15 protein-coding genes and 1 pseudogene are annotated in these 19,379 nt (G+C 68.7%); 5 read left to right on the top strand and 11 right to left on the bottom strand.

The window, feature by feature from the left end:
• The 3 genes and pseudogenes from AC5Y4Z_RS26055 to AC5Y4Z_RS26065 form a co-directional block, all read left to right on the top strand.
• A partial coding sequence (locus AC5Y4Z_RS26055; protein ID WP_499967919.1) for a hypothetical protein occupies window positions 1-278 on the top strand: 278 nt, incomplete at its 5' end.
• Between the two features lie 263 nt (window positions 279-541).
• Window positions 542-1,480, top strand: a pseudogene (locus tag AC5Y4Z_RS26060) (PE family protein); the annotation flags it as partial.
• A gap of 830 nt (window positions 1,481-2,310) precedes the next feature.
• Window positions 2,311-4,518 carry a tetratricopeptide repeat-containing glycosyltransferase gene (locus tag AC5Y4Z_RS26065; RefSeq protein ID WP_499967920.1) on the top strand — a complete coding sequence of 736 codons (2,208 nt, stop codon included), beginning with the start codon at window positions 2,311-2,313 and terminating at the stop codon, window positions 4,516-4,518.
• Window positions 4,519-4,565: 47 nt separating this feature from the next.
• On the opposite strand, the gene AC5Y4Z_RS26070 is transcribed toward AC5Y4Z_RS26065, so the two are convergent.
• The 8 genes from AC5Y4Z_RS26070 to AC5Y4Z_RS26105 all read right to left on the bottom strand — a co-directional run bounded on the left by AC5Y4Z_RS26070 (window position 4,566) and on the right by AC5Y4Z_RS26105 (window position 13,416).
• Complete coding sequence (locus AC5Y4Z_RS26070; protein WP_499967921.1) at window positions 4,566-5,246, bottom strand: response regulator; 681 nt, start codon at window positions 5,244-5,246, stop codon at window positions 4,566-4,568.
• The gene (locus AC5Y4Z_RS26075) at window positions 5,243-7,765 is read right to left on the bottom strand and encodes a DUF4118 domain-containing protein (protein WP_499967922.1); all 2,523 of its coding nucleotides are present in this window, start codon (window positions 7,763-7,765) and stop codon (window positions 5,243-5,245) included. The genes AC5Y4Z_RS26070 and AC5Y4Z_RS26075 overlap by 4 nt, the downstream gene beginning before the upstream one ends.
• A gap of 22 nt (window positions 7,766-7,787) precedes the next feature.
• A complete protein-coding gene (locus AC5Y4Z_RS26080; RefSeq protein ID WP_499967923.1) occupies window positions 7,788-8,663 on the bottom strand; it encodes a potassium-transporting ATPase subunit C in 876 nt (291 codons plus the stop codon).
• A 1-nt stretch (window position 8,664) separates the two neighbouring features.
• Entirely contained in the window at window positions 8,665-10,812 is a 2,148-nt protein-coding gene (kdpB, locus tag AC5Y4Z_RS26085) for a potassium-transporting ATPase subunit KdpB (protein ID WP_499967924.1), read from the bottom strand.
• Complete coding sequence (gene kdpA, locus AC5Y4Z_RS26090) at window positions 10,812-12,479, bottom strand: potassium-transporting ATPase subunit KdpA (protein ID WP_499967925.1); 1,668 nt, start codon at window positions 12,477-12,479, stop codon at window positions 10,812-10,814. The genes kdpB and kdpA overlap by 1 nt, the downstream gene beginning before the upstream one ends.
• On the bottom strand, window positions 12,479-12,568 hold the full coding sequence (gene kdpF / locus AC5Y4Z_RS26095) for a K(+)-transporting ATPase subunit F (protein ID WP_499967926.1): 90 nt from the start codon (window positions 12,566-12,568) through the stop codon (window positions 12,479-12,481). Before kdpF ends, kdpA begins: the two co-directional genes overlap by 1 nt.
• The gene (locus AC5Y4Z_RS26100) at window positions 12,565-12,648 is read right to left on the bottom strand and encodes a potassium ABC transporter ATPase (RefSeq protein ID WP_499967933.1); all 84 of its coding nucleotides are present in this window, start codon (window positions 12,646-12,648) and stop codon (window positions 12,565-12,567) included. The genes kdpF and AC5Y4Z_RS26100 overlap by 4 nt, the downstream gene beginning before the upstream one ends.
• A gap of 423 nt (window positions 12,649-13,071) precedes the next feature.
• On the bottom strand, window positions 13,072-13,416 hold the full coding sequence (locus AC5Y4Z_RS26105) for a hypothetical protein (protein ID WP_499967927.1): 345 nt from the start codon (window positions 13,414-13,416) through the stop codon (window positions 13,072-13,074).
• Window positions 13,417-13,440: 24 nt separating this feature from the next.
• Between AC5Y4Z_RS26105 and AC5Y4Z_RS26110 the strand changes: the two genes are divergently transcribed.
• Window positions 13,441-15,015, top strand: a complete 1,575-nt coding sequence (locus tag AC5Y4Z_RS26110) for a PE family protein (RefSeq protein ID WP_499967928.1) — start codon at window positions 13,441-13,443, stop codon at window positions 15,013-15,015.
• Window positions 15,016-15,030: 15 nt separating this feature from the next.
• On the opposite strand, the gene AC5Y4Z_RS26115 is transcribed toward AC5Y4Z_RS26110, so the two are convergent.
• Together AC5Y4Z_RS26115 and AC5Y4Z_RS26120 are read right to left on the bottom strand one after the other, a co-directional pair.
• Window positions 15,031-16,560, bottom strand: coding sequence for a sensor histidine kinase (locus AC5Y4Z_RS26115; RefSeq protein WP_499967929.1), 1,530 nt, complete (start codon window positions 16,558-16,560; stop codon window positions 15,031-15,033).
• Window positions 16,557-17,330, bottom strand: a complete 774-nt coding sequence (locus AC5Y4Z_RS26120) for a response regulator transcription factor (protein WP_499967930.1) — start codon at window positions 17,328-17,330, stop codon at window positions 16,557-16,559. The genes AC5Y4Z_RS26115 and AC5Y4Z_RS26120 overlap by 4 nt, the downstream gene beginning before the upstream one ends.
• A 390-nt stretch (window positions 17,331-17,720) precedes the next feature.
• Between AC5Y4Z_RS26120 and AC5Y4Z_RS26125 the strand changes: the two genes are divergently transcribed.
• Window positions 17,721-19,091 carry a PPE family protein gene (locus tag AC5Y4Z_RS26125; protein WP_499967931.1) on the top strand — a complete coding sequence of 457 codons (1,371 nt, stop codon included), beginning with the start codon at window positions 17,721-17,723 and terminating at the stop codon, window positions 19,089-19,091.
• Between the two features lie 53 nt (window positions 19,092-19,144).
• Here AC5Y4Z_RS26125 and AC5Y4Z_RS26130 read toward each other — a convergent pair.
• Window positions 19,145-19,379 (bottom strand): WXG100 family type VII secretion target (locus AC5Y4Z_RS26130; protein WP_499967932.1); only part of this gene is annotated, 235 nt, incomplete at its 5' end.

Here is a 19,379-nt window from a genome sequence, read left to right on the forward strand (position 1 = left end):
GTTTGTCGGCGGATCGACGACGGGCGAACTCGAGAAACCCGTTCCGTTTCCGCAGCTTTGCGCCGGCGGCGGACAATGGCATCGAGCACGACAGCTGCAGGTCGATGTACGTGTTCGACACGCTGATCGTGCCGTCACTGATGACTCCGTTTACCTTGCCCTTCAGCGGACAGCCAGTGTGCGCCGACGGCTCAACATCGCGACTTCGGCCGAGACTCTGGGGGAAAATCAAACTCGACTGTGTCCAGTTTAAAAAGCCGAACGCATCCAGTTTCTAGGCTCATAAACCCAAGCGTGTCCAGTTTATAACCCGAACGCTTCCAGTTTTTGGACCCCATAAACTCGACTATTCCCAGTGTATCGAAAACTGTATCGGTGACCGACGTGCCTGCATTACGGTCTCTCTTCAGTTACTCGGGTTCAGTTTCTGATCAGGCCCTCGAGCAGGGCTAGCGATGAACATGAGGGGTGGCAGGCCGTGAGCTCTCCGTTCTATATCGACCCCGCCGTCGTCCAGTGGGTGACTGCGAATCTCGACAGCATCGGCGCAAACCTGGCCACCGCCACGTCGGCCGCGGCTGCTCCGACGGCCGGGGTGGTGGGCCCGGCGGCCGATGAGGTGTCGACGGCGGTCGCTTCGGTATTCGGCCAGTATGCGGAGGAGTATCAGGCGCTGGCAGCGAAGGCGGCGGCCTTCCATGACCAGTTCACAAGCACCATGGCGGCCGCCGCGGCTTCGTATAGCGGCACCGAGGCGGCCAACGCGGCGCAGATGGTGCAAGCCGCGATACGCGCCCCAGGTGATGCGGTCAACGGGTTTTTCGTGGGGGCCACAGGCCGTCCATTAATCGGTAATGGCGCCAACGGATTTACCAACGCCCAGGGGGTTGGGACGGCCGGCGGGGCTGGCGGGTGGTTGTACGGCAGCGGCGGTGCTGGTGGTACTAGCACGGCCTCGGGCGCGGTCGGCGGTGCCGGTGGGTCGGCGGGATTGATCGGTATGGGCGGTGCCGGCGGCCTGGGCGGTGCCGGTGGCGCGGGTGGTCACGGCGGCGCCGGCGGATGGTTGTACGGTTCCGGCGGTGCCGGCGGTGCCGGCGGATCAGCCCTTACCCCGGGCGGGACAGGTGGTGCCGGGGGTGCCGGCGGTGCCGGCGGGTTCTTCATGGGCCACGGTGGTCCCGGTGGTCCCGGCGGGGCGGGGGCTCCGGGTCTGAACGCCGCTACCCCTGGTCCCGGTGGACCGGGTGGGATGGGTGGTGCCGGCGGTGCCGGTGGTGCCGGCGGGCTCTTCGCGGGCAGTGGCGGTGACGGCGGGCAAGGCGGGCAGGGCGGCGTCGGTGGTACGGGCCTCGGTGGTAATCCCGGCGGCTCCGGCGGCGGCGGCGGTTCAGGCGGTCCCGGCGGTCCCGGCGGCATCTTGGGTGCCCAAGGCTCTCAGGGCGCACAGGGTGCTCAGGGCGCACACGGCGCGACGGGGTAGCTATTCACTTGGCGCCGCTGTGACTTGTGGCTGATGTGGACTGTGTTGCCTGAGTTGTCGTCGTGGATTGCGAATCTTGTTGCGGTGTCATCGATCCGCGTCCATCCCGTAGTCAGCTTGCCGCTCGGGTCCCGCGGTACGTGGATCGGAGTGCGGAGCTGAGTCCCCTCGGGGGGCGGGTTCATCGAATAGCTCAAAACCGCCGTCGTCGGACCACCGTGCGGCCAAGCCGGCGCGCTAGCGCGCGTCGCGAACGCGGTCGGAGCCTATCGAATTCGACTGTGCAGCAGGGGTGGTCGGCGCGGGGACTCAAACGACGCCTTGGCTCAAACCTTATCGAACGCCGGTTTCTGGAAACTGACCGATAAAGCGTTGCGAAGCATCATCTTCCGCTCGGCACCCGATCTCCGCGCCTCCATCGAAGAACACATCGACGTCACCAAACCCTACATACGGGCCGCCACCGCCGAATCCATCCTCGCCGGAGTTGCGCGAACGGAGCGCCCCCGAAAAAGCTAGCGAAATACAGGACGGCCCACTTCGAAATTCCGTTTCGTCTCATCATCCCTTGCAAGGCAAGCACTTTCACCAACCCAGAAACGCGTCACGCCAAGTTGCGCGCAAAGTCCAAGCTAGCTTGACGGCGGTTGCCCGAGGCCGAAGCGCAGCAGGTAGGCGGTGCTGTCGTCACGGCGAAGCGCCCGACGAAACCGTCGGCCCTGACCCGGGCCAGTGTTCGTCGAACAGCACGACCAATGATCCGCAGCCGCCGCTACGTTGCGCGCAACCCGATCCGCGACACACGATTGCTCTGTAAACTCTGAGCGGTGTCCAAACAAGTAACCGCAGGCTCCGCGATCTGTCTGAACATGATCGTGAAAGACGAGGCCGACGTCGTCGCGGAGACGCTTGATTCGGTCGCGCCCTTTATCAGCTCGTGGGTGATCGTTGACACCGGCTCCACCGACGGAACCCAGGACGCGATCCGCAAACACATGGCCCGCCTGGGCATTCCGGGCAAGCTTCACGAACGACCATGGCGCAATTTCGGCCATAACCGCACCGAGGCACTAAACCTCGCCCAAGGCCACGGCGACTACATCTGGGTCATCGACGCCGACGACATCGTCGTGGGCACTCCCGACTTCTCCCAACTAAGCGACGACGTCTACCGCATGCGCCTCGGAGACCCCTCCTTCATTTACTGGCGCCCGCAGTTGTTCCGAAACGGGGTGCGCGTGCGCTATGAAGGCGTCGTCCACGAGACGGCGGTCTGGGAGTCTGACTGTGTCGTTGGGCGCCTCGCGGGTGACTACTACGTCGAATCTCGTCGCCTTGGTGCGCGCAGTCAGGATCCGAAGAAGTATGCGCATGACCGCGATCTGTTGCTGGCCGAGGTCGAACGCAACCCCGAGGATGCACGCTCGGTGTTCTATCTGGCCCAGAGTTACTTCGATCTGGATGATTTCGTCAGCGCGCGCAAGTGGTATCAGCGGCGGATCGAGATGGGGGGCTCGGGCGAGGAGGTCTATTACTCGATGCTGCGGCTCGCGGAGTCGGCGGAGAGACTCGACGATTGGCCGCGGCTGGTCGTCCAGGATGTTTACCTCCAGGCGTGGGAGTTTCGACCGACACGCGCCGAGGCACTGTACGCCATCGCTCGGCGGTATCGCGAAGATGAGCGCTACCTGCCCGGCCACCTGTTCGCCCAGCGCGCCGCGCAAATACCGTTCCCTGAAAACGATCTCTTGTTTATAGGGGCTGACGTCTATGCCTGGCGTGCCACCGACGAGCAGGCGGTGTGCGCCTCCCAGCTCGGTATGCATGCGGAGGCGTTCATGCTGTGTCGGCGCCTGCTGGCGCGCTCCGACATTCCCGACGTTGACCGGCAACGGATCGCGGTCAACCGCGACGCCAGCGTGCCGGTCATGCTTGAGGCGGCGTCAACGTATCCCGACGCGCTGGTGCACCGTCTGGTCCCCACTCCCGGCGAGGCCAAGGTAGCCGTTAGCCTGGTCGCTGGACCGGACCGCGAGACCACCGAGCAGGCCATCAACTCGTTTCTGAACTGCTGTCTCGATCTGCCACTTTGGTTCGGGCGCTTTCTCGTGCTCGATGCCGGCCTGTCAGCCCCCGACCGCGCGCTGCTGCGTGAGCGCTACCGGTTCCTCGAGTTCGTCGATAGCAGCCCTGGCGACGCGCCCGCCACACAGCTCGCGCAGCTTCGCGCTCAGATCCACGGACGGTTTTGGCTGCACCTGGGCCAGGGTTGGCGCTTCTTTGCGCCCGAGAATCTCATCACCCGCCTGATCGCCGTGCTCGAGTCGGAACCACAGGTATTCCAGGTGGGAATAAACTTCGCCGACGCGGTCGAGCTGACCGGCACCAGTGCCGGCGAGGCGATGGCGCGCCGGGAAAGCTACGGCGGCCGCTACGTCCTCACCGACGCTGTGGCCCGCGGCCCAGCGATGTTCCACACCGCCCGCCTCGGTCGGGCCGGCAGCATAGGGGGCAGCGACCCAGACCCCATGGCCGAACTCGGTTGGCGGGCAGCCGCGCTCGGACTACAGACCGCCAGCCTCGACGAAGTACTCTGCATCACCGCAGCCCGACCAGTGCGGCAACCTAAAGCCGCGGCGCGGGTGGCAAAGAAGGCCGCAGCCCGACCAGCGCAGCAACGCAAAGCTCCGGCGCGGGCGGCGAAGAAGGCCGCAGTCCGATCCGCGCGGCAGCCTAAAGCTTCGGCGCGCGCGAAGAAGGCCGCAGCCCGACCAGCGCAGCAGCCTAAAGCTCCGGCACGCGCGAAGAAGGCCGCAGCCCGACCAGCGGAGCAACCTAAAGCCCCGGCACGCGCGAAGAAGGCCGCAGCCCGAGCGGGGCAGCAATCCAAGGCTCCGGCGCGGGCGGCGAAGAAGGCTACAGCCCGAGCCGGGCAGAAGTCCAAAGCGACGGCACGGGCAGGGAAGAAGGCTGCAGCCCGATCCGCCCAGCAACCCAAAGCCCCGGCAAGCGCCGCGAAGAAGGGACGTCGGTAGACAACACCTGCTCACTGACCGATGAGAATCGCGGCGGCAGCCAGCACTCACGCCTCGAAGCGATATCCCATCCCGGACTCGGTCAGCAGATGCTTGGGATGTGACGGGTCGTCCTCGAGTTTGCGGCGCAGCTGCGCGAGATACACACGCAGATAATGGGTTTCGGTGGCATATGCCGGCCCCCACACCTCCTTGAGAAGTTCCTCGCGGCCGACGAGCTTGCCCCGGTTGCGCACCAGCACCTCGAGCATGCCCCATTCGGTCGGCGTGAGATGCACCTCGGCGCCGTCCTTGGTGACCTTCTTGGCGGCCAGGTCGACGGTGAACGCGTCGGTCTCGACAACGGGCTCGTCCATTTCGGACGACGCCGCGTTGCGCCGCACCGCGGCGCGCAGCCGGGCCAGGAACTCGTCCATCCCAAAGGGTTTCGTGACGTAATCGTCGGCGCCGGCGTCGAGCGCCTCCACCTTGTCCGACGAGTCGGTGCGCGCCGACAACACGATCACCGGCGCCGACAGCCAGCCGCGCAGGCCGCCGAGCACCTCGATACCGGAGATGTCCGGCAGGCCGAGGTCCAGGATCACCACGTCGGGCTTGTGCTCGGCGGCCGCGCGCAGCGCCCCCGCACCCGTCGACGCGGTGATGACCTCGTAGCCGCGCACCGACAGGTTGATGCGCAGCGCGCGCAGGATGTGCGGCTCGTCGTCGATCACCAGGACGCGCGTCATGACTCACCCACCGGCGCGGCCAGATCCACCACCACGGTCAGCCCGCCGCCCGGGGTGTCGCCGGCGGTGATGGCCCCGCCCATCGCCTCGACGAACCCCCGCGCCACCGACATTCCCAGGCCCACCCCGGTGGTGTTGTCGTGATCACCCAGCCGCTGGAAGGCCTCGAAGATCTGCTCCTCGCCGCCTTGGGGAATGCCGGGCCCTTCGTCGATGACGTTGATCAGGACGCGATCGCTCACCCGCCCCGCGTTGACCCGAACCACACAGTTGGGCGCGTAGCGCAGCGCGTTGTCGATCAGGTTGGCCAGCACCCGCTCCAGCAGCCCGGCATCGGCCAGCACGACGGCGTCGCCGACGTCGACCTTGACGCGATCGATGGCGGAACGGTTGAAGCCGGTGGCGCCCTTGCCGATGCTCACCAGCGCGCGTTGAACCGCTTCCTCCAAATACACCCGCAGCAGCTCGGGATGCACCACGCCGGCGGCCAACCGCGAGGAGTCGAGCAGGTTTCCCACCAGCGCGGTCAGCTGGTCGATCGACTCCTCGATGGTGGCCAGCAATTCGGCGGTGTCCTGGGGGGAGAAGGCGACGTCGTCGGCGCGCAGGCTGGAAACCGCGACCTTGGCCGCCGCCAGCGGCGTGCGCAGGTCGTGGCTGACCGCCGAGAGCAGCGAACGCCGCAGTTCGTCGGCCCGCACGATCGCCTCGGTCCGGCTGGCCTCCTCGGCCAGCTCCCGCTGCCTGATCAGGCCCGCGGCCTGTCTGGCCACCGCGCCGAGCACCCGACGGTCGCGCGCGGCAAGCTTCCGGCCGGCCAGCAGCATCCAAAACTCGTCGTCGCCGACCTCGATCGCGGTGTCGGCGGAATCGACGGTCACGCAAGGATCTTTGCCCACGCCGGCGACGATGTGGTTCTTTTGGCCGTCGGCCCGTTCCCGCAACATGCTGACCGCGCGCTGCGAGTAGGTCTCCCGCACGCGTTCCAGCAGCGTCTCGAGGTCCGCGCCGCGCAGCACCGAGCCCGCGAACAGCGTCAGCAGCTCGGCCTCCTGGGAGGCGCGCCGGGCCTCGCGCCTGCGTTTGGTGGCGCCGTCGACCAGCACCGCGACCGCGACCGCGACCAGCAGCAGCACCAATTCGGTGATGGCGCTGTTGGGTTCGGCGATGGTGAAGCTGTGCCGCGGCGGAATCAGGTAGTAGTTCAGCAGCAGACCCGACAGCACCGCCGAAAGGACCGCGGGGGCAACGCCTCCCAGCAGCCCGACCAGCAGCACCCCGACGAAGAACAGCGCGCTCTCGCCGCCGTTGTCCAGATACCGGTCGAACGCGGTCACGGTGACGGCGCAAATGGCCGACGGCACGACGACCGCGGCCAGCCAGGAGGCGACGCGTCGCTCGCGGGGCGCGAGCGACGCCGGCCGGGCCCCTCGCCGGGATTCCTCGTGGGTGACGATGTGCACGTCGATCTTCCCGGACCGCTCGACGATGGTCTGGCCGATGCCCTCCTCGAAGATGCGCGCCCAGCGCGGCCGCCGAGAAGTGCCGATCACCACCTGGGTGGCGTTCATCTCCCGCGCGAAATCCAGTAGGGCCGTGGGCACGTCGTCACCGACCACCGTGTGCACCGACGCGTCCAGGCTGCCGGCCAGCTCGCGGATCTTGGCCATCCGCGCCTCGGACAGCCCCGCCAGCCCGTCGCCGCGCACGACGTGCACCACCATCAGCTCGGCGCTGGACTTCGACGCGATCCGCGACGCCCGGCGCACCAGCGTCTCGGATTCCGGCCCGCCGGTCACCGCCACCACGACCCGCTCGCGCGCCTCCCACATGTCGGTGATCTTGTTCTCGGCGCGGTATTTGGCCAGCGCGGTATCCACCTGGTCGGCCAGCCACAGCAGCGCCAATTCCCTGAGTGCCGTGAGGTTTCCGCGGCGGAAGTAATTCGACAGTGCGGCGTCGATCCGGTCCGGGGCATACACGTTGCCGTGGGACAGCCTGCGCCGCAGCGCCTCCGGCGTGATGTCGATGAGCTCGACCTGCGACGCCTGGCGCACGATCGAGTCCGGGATCGTCTCCTGCTGCTCGATGCCGGTGATCTGGGCGACGACGTCGTTGAGGCTTTCCAGGTGCTGGATGTTGACGGTGGAGATCACCGTGATCCCGGCCTCGAGCAGCTCCTCGACGTCCTGCCAACGTTTTTGGTTCTTGCTGCCCGGCGTGTTGGTGTGGGCGAGCTCGTCGACCAGGACCACCTGCGGGTGGCGCGCCAGCACCGCCGGCACGTCGAGTTCGGGGAAGCTGCCGCCGCGGTATTCGATGTAGCGCGGCGCGATGACCTCCACGCCGTCAAGCAGTTCCGCGGTTTTCGCCCGTCCGTGGGTCTCGACGACGGCGGCCACCAGGTCGGTTCCGCGCTCCAGGCGCCGGTGTGCCTCCCCGAGCATCGCGTACGTCTTGCCGACGCCCGGAGCCGCACCGAGGTAGATGCGTAGCTCCCCGCGCTTGGGATGGTTCACCCAACCATCATCCCCCTACGCGCTAGCCCGACACCGGATACGTGTGGTCGAGTTGCAGGTTGAGTTCCAGCACGTTGACTGTGGGCTCGCCGAAAAACCCCAGGGCACGCCCGTTCCGGTGCTGCGCCACGACGGCGCGCACCTGATCCGGGCTGACATGGCGAGCCCTGGCCACCCGGGCGACCTGAAGGTCGGCGTAGGCCGGCGAAATGTCCGGGTCCAGGCCGCTGCCGCTCGCGGTGACGGCATCGGCCGGCACGACGGGGTCGGCGGGCGCGGCCCCGCGGATGGGCACGATCTGTCCGATCGAGTAGTCGTCACCGGCTTGGGCGCACTCGACGCGCACGCCCCCGTAGCTGGCCAGAAACGGCGTCGACGTGGTCTGGCACGGCTCGTTGACGCTGACCACCCGGGCGGGGCGGACGACGCTCCCACGCGCGTCCCGGGCTCCGATCACCGACAGCACCGCGCCCACACCGCCGCCGGTGCAAAACGGGCGCGACCCGTTGACGCCCTCGAGTTTCCCCACCGCCGCGCTGCGGGCGCACACCTGCGTCAGCAGGCTCGGCTTGCCGGGCGCGTCGACGACGCTCTCCGGCCCGAGGTTGCTCGCGCCCGACGCGGTCGGGTCGTAGCCGGCGCCGGCCGCCGACGGGCGGCTCTGTAAGTACTGCGGCAGCGGGTTGCCATCCTTGTCGGTGAACGCCTGGCCGATCAACCGGCTGCCGACGGGCTTGCCGCCGGCGGTCAGAATCGAACCTTCGGCCTGGTCGCGCAGCCCCGGCAGCTGCGCGACCAGCCAGATGAACGCCGGATAGGCCAGCCCCAGGATCACGGTCAGCACCAGCAGCGCGCGCAGGGCCGCCCAGTGTGTGCGAACGAAATTGGAGAACTTCATGTCAGGACATCCCCGGGACGAATTGGACGACGAGGTCGATCAGCTTGATCCCGATGAACGGGGCGACGATCCCGCCGAACCCGTAGATATACAGGTTGCGGCTCAACAGCTTTGACGCGCTGCTCGGCGTGTAGCGCACGCCGCGCAGCGACAGCGGGATCAGCATGACGATGATGATCGCGTTGAAGATCACCGCCGACAGGATCGCCGACTGCGGGCTGTGCAGACGCATGATGTTGATCCGATCCAGCCCGGGGAACAATGCGACGAACATCGCCGGGATGATCGCGAAGTACTTGGCGATGTCGTTGGCGATCGAAAACGTGGTCAGTGCCCCGCGGGTGATCAGCAGCTGCTTGCCGATCTCGACGATCTCGATCAGCTTGGTGGGGTCGGAGTCCAAATCGACCATGTTCCCGGCCTCTTTGGCCGCCGAGGTTCCGGTGTTCATCGCCACGCCGACGTCGGCCTGGGCCAGCGCCGGCGCGTCGTTGGTGCCGTCGCCGGTCATCGCGACCAGCTTGCCGCCCTCCTGCTCGCGCTTGATCAGCGCGAGCTTGTCCTCCGGCGTGGCCTCGGCGAGGAAGTCGTCGACCCCGGCCTCGTCGGCGATCGCCTTGGCGGTCAACGGGTTATCGCCGGTGATCATCACGGTGCGGATGCCCATGCGTCGCATCTCGTCGAAGCGCTCCCGCATGCCGTGCTTGACGACGTCCTTGAGGTGGATGACGCCCAGGATGGCGGCCCGGCCGTCGCGGCACTCGCCGACGACCAGCGGGGTGCCGCCGCCGGCGGAAATGCCGTCGACGACCTCGCCGAGCTGCGCGGGCACGGTGCCGCCTTGGGACCGTACCCATTCGGCGACCGAGCTGGCCGCACCCTTGCGCAGCAGGTGCCCGTCGACGTCGACCCCAGACATCCGCGTCGCGGCGGAAAACGCCACCCAATGGGCTTGCGACAGTTCGCCCGGCGTGCGGGCGCGCAGCCCGAAGTGCTGCTTGGCGTAGACGACGATCGAGCGGCCCTCGGGGGTTTCGTCGGCGAGGCTGGACAGCTGCGCGGCGTCGGCGAGTTGTTCGGGCGTGATCCCGACGAGCGGGACGAACGCGGCGGCCTGGCGGTTGCCCAGGGTGATGGTGCCGGTCTTGTCGAGCAGCAGCGTGTTCACGTCACCGGCGGCCTCGACCGCGCGCCCGGACATCGCCAGCACGTTGCGCTGCACCAGCCGGTCCATGCCGGCGATGCCGATGGCCGACAGCAGCGCGCCGATAGTGGTGGGGATCAGGCACACCAGCAGCGACACCATCACGATCCCGGTGACGCCGGATGCGTTGAGTGCCTGGGTGTCCGGGACGCCGGGGTTGTTGGCTTTGGAGTAGATCGCCAGCGGCTGCAGGGTCGCCACGGCGAAGACGAAGATGATCGTCAGCGCGGCGAGCAGGATGTTCAGCGCGATCTCGTTGGGCGTCTTCTGCCGGTTGGCGCCCTCGACGAGCGCGATCATCCGGTCGATGAAGCTCTCCCCGGGCTTTTGGGTGATCCGCACGACGATGCGGTCGCTGAGCACGGTGGTGCCGCCGGTCACGGCCGAGCGGTCGCCGCCGGATTCACGGATCACCGGCGCCGACTCGCCGGTGATCGCCGACTCGTCCACGGAGGCAATGCCTTCCACCACGTCGCCGTCGCCCGGTATCACCTGACCGGCCTCGACCACCACCACGTCGCCCTGCTGCAGCAGGGCGGCGGCGACCTCTTCCTCAACGGCGACAACACCGGGCTGCCAGTTTTTGACGCGCCGCGCCACGGTCTGGGTTTTGGCGCGGCGCAACGTCTCGGCCTGGGCCTTGCCGCGGCCTTCGGCCACCGCCTCGGCGAGGTTGGCGAACAGCACCGTCAGCCACAGCCACGCGACGATCAGCCACGCGAACCAGGTTTCGTTGGCGATCGCCAGCACCGTGCACCAGGCGGCGCCGATCTCGACGATGAACATCACCGGGTTGCGCCACAGGGTGCGGGGGTCGAGCTTGCGCAGCGCCTCCGGCGTCGAGCGCCACAGCATCCTCGGATCCAGCAGGCCGCCCTGAACCCGTTGCGTGCCAGTGGAAGTGCGGGGCTGCGCGTGCTCGGCCGACTCGATGGTCGCGGTCATCAGTGGATCCCTTCGGCGAGCGGCCCGAGCGCGAGCATGGGCAGGAACGTGAGGGCGACCAGGATCACCGCGACGCCGGCGACCATGCCGACGAATTGCGGCCGATGGGTGGGCAGCGTGCCCGCCGACTCCGGGGTGGCGCCCTGGCGGGCCAGCGAGCCTGCTAGGGCGAGCACGAGCACCATCGGCAGGAATCGGCCGAAGACCATGGCCAGCCCCAGAGCCGTGTTGTACCAATCGGTGTTGGCGCTCAGCCCGGCGAACGCCGAGCCGTTGTTGTTGGCCGCGGAGGTGAACGCGTACAACACCTCCGACAGGCCGTGCGGCCCCGAGTTCAGCATGCCGGCGCGTTCGCCGGGCAGCGCCATCGCGACGGCGGTGCCCACCAGGACGATCAGCGGGGTGACCAGGAAATAGCTTGCGGCGAGCTTGATTTCGCGGGGCGTGATCTTCTTGCCGAGGTATTCCGGTGTGCGCCCGACCATCAGCCCGGCCACGAACACGGTGATGACCGCGAGGATCAGCATGCCGTACAGCCCCGAGCCGGTGCCTCCGGGGGCCACCTCGCCCAGCTGCATGTTGAACATCGTCAGCAGCCCGCCGAGGCTGGTGTAGGAGTCGTGGAACGAGTCGACGGCGCCGGTGGAGGTCAGCGTGGTCGCGTCGGCGAACACCGCCGAGTCGGCGACGCCGAAGCGCTGTTCGACCCCCTCCATCGCGGCGCCGGCGGCGGCGGGCACCGTGCCGTGGTGCTGCAACTGTGACCACAGCGTCAGCCACATGCTGATCGCGAACAGCGCCGCCATGATCGACGCGATCGCGTAGCCCTGTTTGGTGCTGCCGACCATGCGCCCGAACGTGCGTGGCAGCGAAAACCCGATCACCAGGATCAGGAAGATCTGCAGCCAGTTGGTCCAGGCGGTCGGGTTCTCGAACGGGTGCGCGGAGTTGGCGTTGTAGAACCCGCCGCCGTTGGTGCCGAGCTCCTTGATCGCCTCCTGGCTGGCCACCGGGCCGCCGGTGATCGTCTGCCGCGCTCCGCCCAGTGTGTCGACGACCTGGTCGTGCAGGTGGAAGTTCTGGATCGCGCCCCCCGCGACCAACAGGATCGCCCCGATCACCGAGATCGGCAGCAGGATGCGCAACGTGCCGCGCACCAGGTCGACCCAGAAGTTCCCCAGGTCGCCGGTGCGCTGGCGCACGAAGCCGCGCACCAGCGCGACCGCCACCGCCATGCCGACGGCGGCCGACACGAAGTTCTGCACCGCCAGGCCCGCCATCTGCACCAGATGGCCCTGAGTGGATTCCCCGGAGTAGGCCTGCCAGTTGGTGTTGGTGACGAAGCTGATCGCGGTGTTCCACGCCAGCCCCGCGGTCATCGGCGTGGCGGGATCATGCAGGTGCAGCGGCAATTTGCCCTGCACGAGCTGCAGCGCGAACAGGAACAGCACGCCGACGGCCGAGAACGCCAACACGCTTCGGGCGTAGGCGCCCCACGTCTGCTCCGCGCGCGCATCCACGCCGACCAGCCGGTAGATCACCCGCTCGGCGTACGAGTCCTTCGTCGACGTGTACACGCGGTACATGTAGTCGCCGAGGGGCACGTGCACCACCGCCAGCGCCACCACCAGGACGACGAGGAAGATCACCCACGCGGGCATGCCCATCAGAACCTCTCCGGGAACAGCAGCGCGGCCCCGAGGTACACCGCCAGGATGACGGAAAGCGTTAAGCCGACGACGTTTTCGTAGCTCACAGCCGCTCGACCAGCTTCTGCGCGAGGCCGAGGAGCGCGAACACCGCAACCGTCAGCACCACGTAAATCAACACGCCCATTTCGGTGAAACTAGCCAGTGGCCAGCCCGCCCCGGCCGCCGCTTGACGCTTTCCTAACGCCGCCGCCGAGCGCCTTTACGGTTTGTTTACGGGCGCTTCCTGGGGCCGCCGTCACTTGCGTGGCGGCCGTGCAGTCAGGCGAGCGGGGGGCAAGAATGGCAAGCTGACGTTGCTGACGGAGCTGGGACAAGCACCGTGGATCGCACGATTTCGTAGCCGTGATCGTGCCCAACGCGCCAGGCTGATCGCGGACTATGATGACCAAAATTCGTTGCACAGCCGAACAATATTTCCAAGCCGAATACTTTCCGGCCGGGTTCGCGCGGCTATTACATTGCGTACTAATTTCTTGTCGATTCGCATGGAGCCGTACCCTCGGTTGGAAACAATAGCAATGAGACAACTTCTTTCCTGTTGCTCGCATTAACATCGTGAGCTGCGGATAATCGCCGAAAGTGTGCTTCGGACCGCCCGACGATCGCCGACGGCAAAGCCCGTCGGCCCGCCTACCACCGTGGCGGAAATCATTGCGCGGTCCACTCTTGCCGGTTGCCGAAATGCCGGGGCCAGCGGACGGTATTGCTCGTCGGGCAGAAGATGGTAGCGCTCCGACGACTTTGCCGCAGCGCATCGAATTTGAATACAAACTAACGCAACGAAGCAGATATTGCCCTCTTGCATGAAGGCGGCATATCGCCAAATATTTTCGCGGTATCGAATTTGCTGAGAGTGCGATACGCTGCCGTTCCTGGTGGCCAAAACGGTCATCGCCGATGCGTTGGGAGGTACGGGATGTCATTCGTGATCGCGGTGCCGGAAATGGTGGCGGCGGCGACGACGGACCTGGCGGCGATCGGGTCCACGATCAGCACCGCCAACGCGGCCGCGGCGGCCGCCACGACCGTGCTGCCCACCGCTGCCGGCGACGAGGTGTCGGCTGCCATCGCCGCCTTGTTCGGCAGGTATGGCCAGGCGTACCAGGCCGTCAGCGCGCAAGCGGCGGCGTTTCACGACCAGATGGTCGAGACCCTGGGTTTGAGCGCGCGAGTGTACGCGGCCACCGAGGCGGCCAGCGTCTCCCCGCTGAAGGCCCTGCAGCAGGACGTGCTGAGCGTGATCAACGCGCCCACCGAGGCGGTGTTGCATCGTCCGTTGATCGGCAACGGCGCCGACGGGCAGACGGTCAACGGGGTCGGCCAGCCGGGCGGGCCGGGCGGGATCCTGTTCGGCAGGGGCGGTAACGGCGGCAACGGCACCAACCCGGGAGCGCCCGGCGGCGCCGGCGGGGCCGCGGGTCTCATCGGCAACGGCGGGATGGGCGGGCAGGGCGGGCCGGGCGGGCACGGCGGCGACGGCGGCCGTGGCGGGTGGTTGGTCGGCAACGGCGGTGCGGGCGGGGCCGGCGGGATCGCCACGGCGGCCGGGGCCACCGGCGGCATGGGCGGGGCCGGCGGTAACGCCCCACTGCTCGGCCGTGGCGGCGCCGGCGGGGCCGGAGGAAGCGACGCCAACGGCTTCGGCGGTTACGGCGGTGCCGGTGGCCATGGCGGGCGCCTGGAAGGTTCCGGTGGCGTCGGCGGGGCCGGCGGAGACGGCGAAACCGGCGGTGGCGCCGGCGGGGCCGGCGGTAGGGCGCCGGCGTTCGGTCACGGTGGAGCCGGCGGGGCCGGTGGCAGCGCCTCGGGCGCCAACGGCATCGGCGGCGTGGGCGGCAACGCCGGGGAGGGCGGCCGGCTGCACGGCGACGGTGGCACGGGCGGAGCGGGCGGCGACGCCACCGGCGCCAATGGGCACGCCGGCCGCGGCGGCGACGGGGGTTTCACCGGGGCGTTCGGCAACGGCGGTCACGGCGGCCAGGGCGGCGCGGCCCTGCTCGGTGTCGGCGGGGACGGCGGCCGCTCCGGCAACAGCGGGGTCATCGGCAACGGCGGCGGCGGGGGCGACGGCGGTGCCGGCCTGTTCGGCGGCCGCGGGGGTGACGGCGGCAACGTGAAGCTGTACGGCGCCGGTGGCGCCGGAGGTATGGGCGGTGCCGGCAGCGGCGCCGCCGGGGTCGGCGGCGCCGGCGGCCGCGGCGGCGGCACCGGGGTGTTCGCCAGCGGCGGTGCGGGTGGCCAGGGCGGCGCCGGATCCGGCACGGGCGCCGGCGGGGCCGGCGGCGACGGCGGCCCGAGCGGGTTGATCGGCAACGGCGGCGCCGGCGGCAACGCCGGCAGCGGCGCCGCACCCGCCAACGGCGGCAATGGCGGCACTGCCGTGTTCATCGGCAACGGCGGGAACGGCGGCAACGGCACCGGCGGTGGACACGGTGGCAGCCCCGGCTTTGCCGGGCCCTTCGGCCACAGCGGGATCACCGGCTCGCCCTAGCGGCGGCGAGGGTGGTCAGGCGCGGTCGGCGACCGGGCCGGTGATCATCGGCAGCCGCACCCGGAAAACCGTTCGGCCGTCGGCGGATTCGGCCGTCACCGTCCCGTGGTGGGCCTTGACGATCGAACTCACGATGGCCAGGCCCAGCCCGATTCCCGAACCGTTGGACCTCGACGTGTCCGCGCGGACGAACCGCTCGAACAGGCGGGGGAGCAGCTCCGCGTCGATGCCGGGCCCGTCGTCGACGATGGTCAGCTCCGCGTACGACGCGTCGGTCCCGTTGCGGTGACAGGCGATTCCCGCCGTGACGGTGACACCCGGCGGCGTGTGCAGCCGCGCGTTGCTGAGCAGGTTGCTGACCAGTTGGTGCAGCCGGTCGTGATCGCCGCGCACCCACACCGGTTCGTCGGGCAGGTCTTTGACCCAATGGTGGGTCGGGGCCGCGACCGCCGCGTCGTTGACCGCGTTGACGACGAGATCGGCCAGGTCGACGTCTTCGTTCTGTAGGTCCTGGCCCTCGCCCAGCCGCGAGAGCAGCAGCAGCTCCTCGACGAGCAGCGCCATTCGCTGCGCCTCGGATTCGATACGGGCAAGGGCGTATTCGGTGGTCGGGGGCAGCGCCGAACTGTCCTGTCGGGTCAACTCGGCGTATCCCTGGATCGCCGCCAACGGGGTCCGCAGCTCGTGGCTGGCGTCGGTGATGAACTGCCGCATCCGCAGGTCGGACTCGGTGCGATGCGCCAGCGCGCTATCCACGTTGTCCAGCAACCGATTCAGCGTGTGTCCGACGATCCCGACTTCGTTGTTGGGGTCGGTGTCGTTGGGCCGCAGCCGCACGCTGATCCGTTGGTCGCCGTCGGTCAGCGGCATGGCGGCGACCTCGGCGGCCGTCGCGGCCAGCCGCCGCAGCGGGCGCAGCGTGTAGCCGACCACCCAGACGGTGAGGCCCGCGGTGACCGCCAGCGCGGCCGCGACGAGCGCCGTCGTGGTGAGCTGCTTGCGGACGATGATCTCCTCGGCCCGGGCCAGCGAGACGCCGACGACCAGCTGGTCGCCGCCGTCGACGCGACTGTCGACCCGGTAGGACCCGAGGCTGCCCAGCTCCGCGGTCCGGGGCGCGGCGTCGGGCCACGACTGCGCCTCCAGCGCGCGCACCACGTCGGGCGGCGCGGGCCGCGCCTCGGCCTCGGAGAAGACCGCCGAGCCGATCACCCGGCCGCCGCGCAGCACGGCGATCACGTTTCCCGGCGTCTGATCGGTGAACTCCAGCATCGCCGGCGCGATCGCGGGGCCCTCCGGTCGCCCCAGCGAGTGCTGGCTGTTGCGGAATCGGGTGTACGAATTGCTCAGCGCGTCAAGGGATTGGTCGACGTCGGCGTCGCTCATCGCGGTGACGTAGCTGCGCAGGCTCAGCACCGAGACGACGCCGACGCTCACCAGCACCACGCTGACAACGGTCAAGACGCCCAGCAGCAGCTGGCGGCGCAACGAGCGGGGAAACCACCGCGGACGGTCCCGGGATGCCGTGTGGGGCTCGGGCGTCATTCCGGGGGCCGCAGCATGTACCCAACGCCGCGGACGGTATGGATCAGCGGCTCGCGGCCGGAGTCGATCTTCTTGCGCAGATACGAGATGTACAAGTCGACGATGCTGGTGCGCCCGGCGAAGTCGTAGTTCCAGACGCGGTCGAGGATCTCGGTGCGGCTGAGCGCGCGGCGGGGATTGCGCATGAGAAAGCGCAGCAGTTCGAACTCGGTCGAGGACAGCGAGATCGGCGTGCCGTCGCGGGTGACCTCCCGGCTGGCGGTGTCGACGTGCAGGTCGCCGACCTTCAGCGATTCCGCGGCGGGCGGGCTCTGTTGGGTGGAGCGCCGCAGCAACCCGCGCAGCCGCGCGACCAGTTCCTCGAGGCTGAACGGCTTGGTCATGTAATCGTCGGCGCCGGCGGTGAGGCCGGTCACCCGATCCATGACCGAGTCGCGGGCGGTGAGGAACAGGGTGGGGGTGTAGGCGTCGGATTCGCGGATTCGCTGCAGGATCCGCAGCCCGTCGACGTCGGGCAGCATGATGTCGAGGACCAGGACGTCGGGGTTGGAATTCTCGAACTTCGCCATCGCCTCGCGGCCGTTGTGGGCGATGTCGACGACCCAGCCCTCGTAGTGCAGCGCCATCTTCACCAGGTTGGTCAGCGCCGGCTCGTCGTCCACCAGCAACACCCGGATCGGGGAGCCGTCGGAGCGATAGATGCGGGGCAACTGACCCAGGATGGCCTGGCGTGGCCGCTGGCTACCTGCGTATCCGGACATTACGGTCATGCTCCTGCATTCTCGCAAGCACACATGGGGTTGTCACGGACTTCATAGAGTTCTCAAATATACCTCTGTTGCGCGGACCACACTTGGCGTACTCAAATATGTGTTTCATATGGGTCGCATCAGCAAGGTTGATGAGGCTCGGCTTTCGAAAAATACTGGTAGACATGGCCATTGGTTGAAACAACCGAGCCGATTCGAGGGGTAGCCCTCCGGGCCATCGAGATACCAACGATTTTCGTTGATTGGAAAACCGCTGCACTTCAGTGGACGCCGTCGACGGCAGTGTCCTGGATTCCGCCACGGTGGCGTTGCGTGACTTCGCGAAACCTGTTGATCCGAAACGGATTTCGCGCCAGGACCCACAGATTCGGGCAGAGATAGGGACGGACGATGGACTTCGGCGCACTGCCACCAGAGATCAATTCCGGACGAATGTACTTGGGGCCGGGACCGGGCAGCCTGTTGGCCGCCTCGGCGGGATGGGAGTCGCTGGCCGCCGAGCTGACCGATGCCGCCGGCGGCTACCGGTCGGTGATCGCCAGCCTCACCGACGAGTCATGGTCGGGCCCGACGTCGATGACGATGGCGGCCGCGGCGGCTCCGTACATGACGTGGATGACGGCCACCGCCGCGCAATGCCAGCAGGCGGCGACCCAGGCCACGGCCGCCGCGGCGGCCTTCGACGCGGCCTATGCGATGACGGTGCCGCCGCCGCTGATCGCGGCCAACCGCGCCCGGCTGATGGCGCTGATCGCCACCAACCTCCTGGGGCAGAACACGCCGGCGATCATGGCCACCGAGGCCGAGTACGGAGAGATGTGGGCCCAGGATGCGACGGCGATGTACAACTACGCCGCCAGTTCGGCCACGGCGTCGACGTTCAAGACGTTCACGTCGCCGCCGCAGACAACCAACCCGGGCGGGGTTGGCGCCCAGGCCGGCGCGGTCGCCCAGACCGCGGGCGGGCAGGCCGGCAGTAACGTCCAGACGACGACGGCGCAGCTGATGTCCTCGGTCCCGCAGACGCTGCAGACCATGGCGACGCCCGGCGCGACGTCGGGGACGGGGGTGTCGTCGGCGGCCGAGGGCACGGCGGCGTCGCTGGGTGCGTCGGGGGCGTCGGCCCCGCTCAGCGCGATGTCGAGCGTGACCGGCGCGTCGGGCAAGACCGCCACGAAGGGCGCGAGCACCGGCGCCAGCGCCGCGTCGGGCCTGGCCGCACTGATGAACGGCGGGGGTAGCGGGCTGGGCCTCGAGGCGCTTGGCCTGGGCTCCGACGCGGCCGGGTTCGGCTCCGACGGCGCGGGCCTGGGCGCCGACGGCGGCGGCATCGGCATCGACCTGCAGGGCCTGGCCCTCGACCAGCAGGGCCTGGCGCTGGATTACGAGGGCGCCGGTTCGATTCTGGGGGCCGAGGGAGCCGCCGGATTCCCGGGCGCCGCGGGAGCCGCCGCCGGCCTCGGCGGTTTGGGCCCCGCCGGCGGCTTGGGCGCGGCCCCGTCGGCCGGCGTGGGTCAGGCGGCGTCGCTGGGCACGTTGTCGGTTCCCCCGAGTTGGTCCGAGGCGGTGTCGACGGTGACGCCGCTGCCGCTGGACGCCAACGTCATGCCGGGCGGCTACGGGGCCACGACGGTCGCCGCCCCCGGCACGGGCATCTCCAAGCTGCCGCTGGGCGGCATGATCGGGCGGGAGTCCGACGGCGCGGTGCAGCGCATCGGGTTCCGCACGTCGCTGATCCCGCGGTCGCCGGTGGCCGGATAAACGAGGGGGCCGCACACCTTTCGGTGTGCGGCCCCGCTCTTAGACGTGCGGTGTCAGGCCCAGCTGGACCCGACGGCGCTGTCGGTGCTGGCCATGTTGCTGCCGGCGCTTTGCACCTTCTGGCCGTGGGCGTTGGCCTGCTCGTAGATCACCTGGAAGTTGCGACCCAACTGGGTGATGAACTCCTGGCAGGCCACCGAACCGGCGCCGCCCCAGAAGTCACCAGCGGCCAGCACATCGCGCACGATGGCCTGGTGCTCGGCTTCCAGCGACGCGGCCTGGGCGCGG

Source organism: Mycobacterium sp. NGS63 (assembly GCF_059812295.1).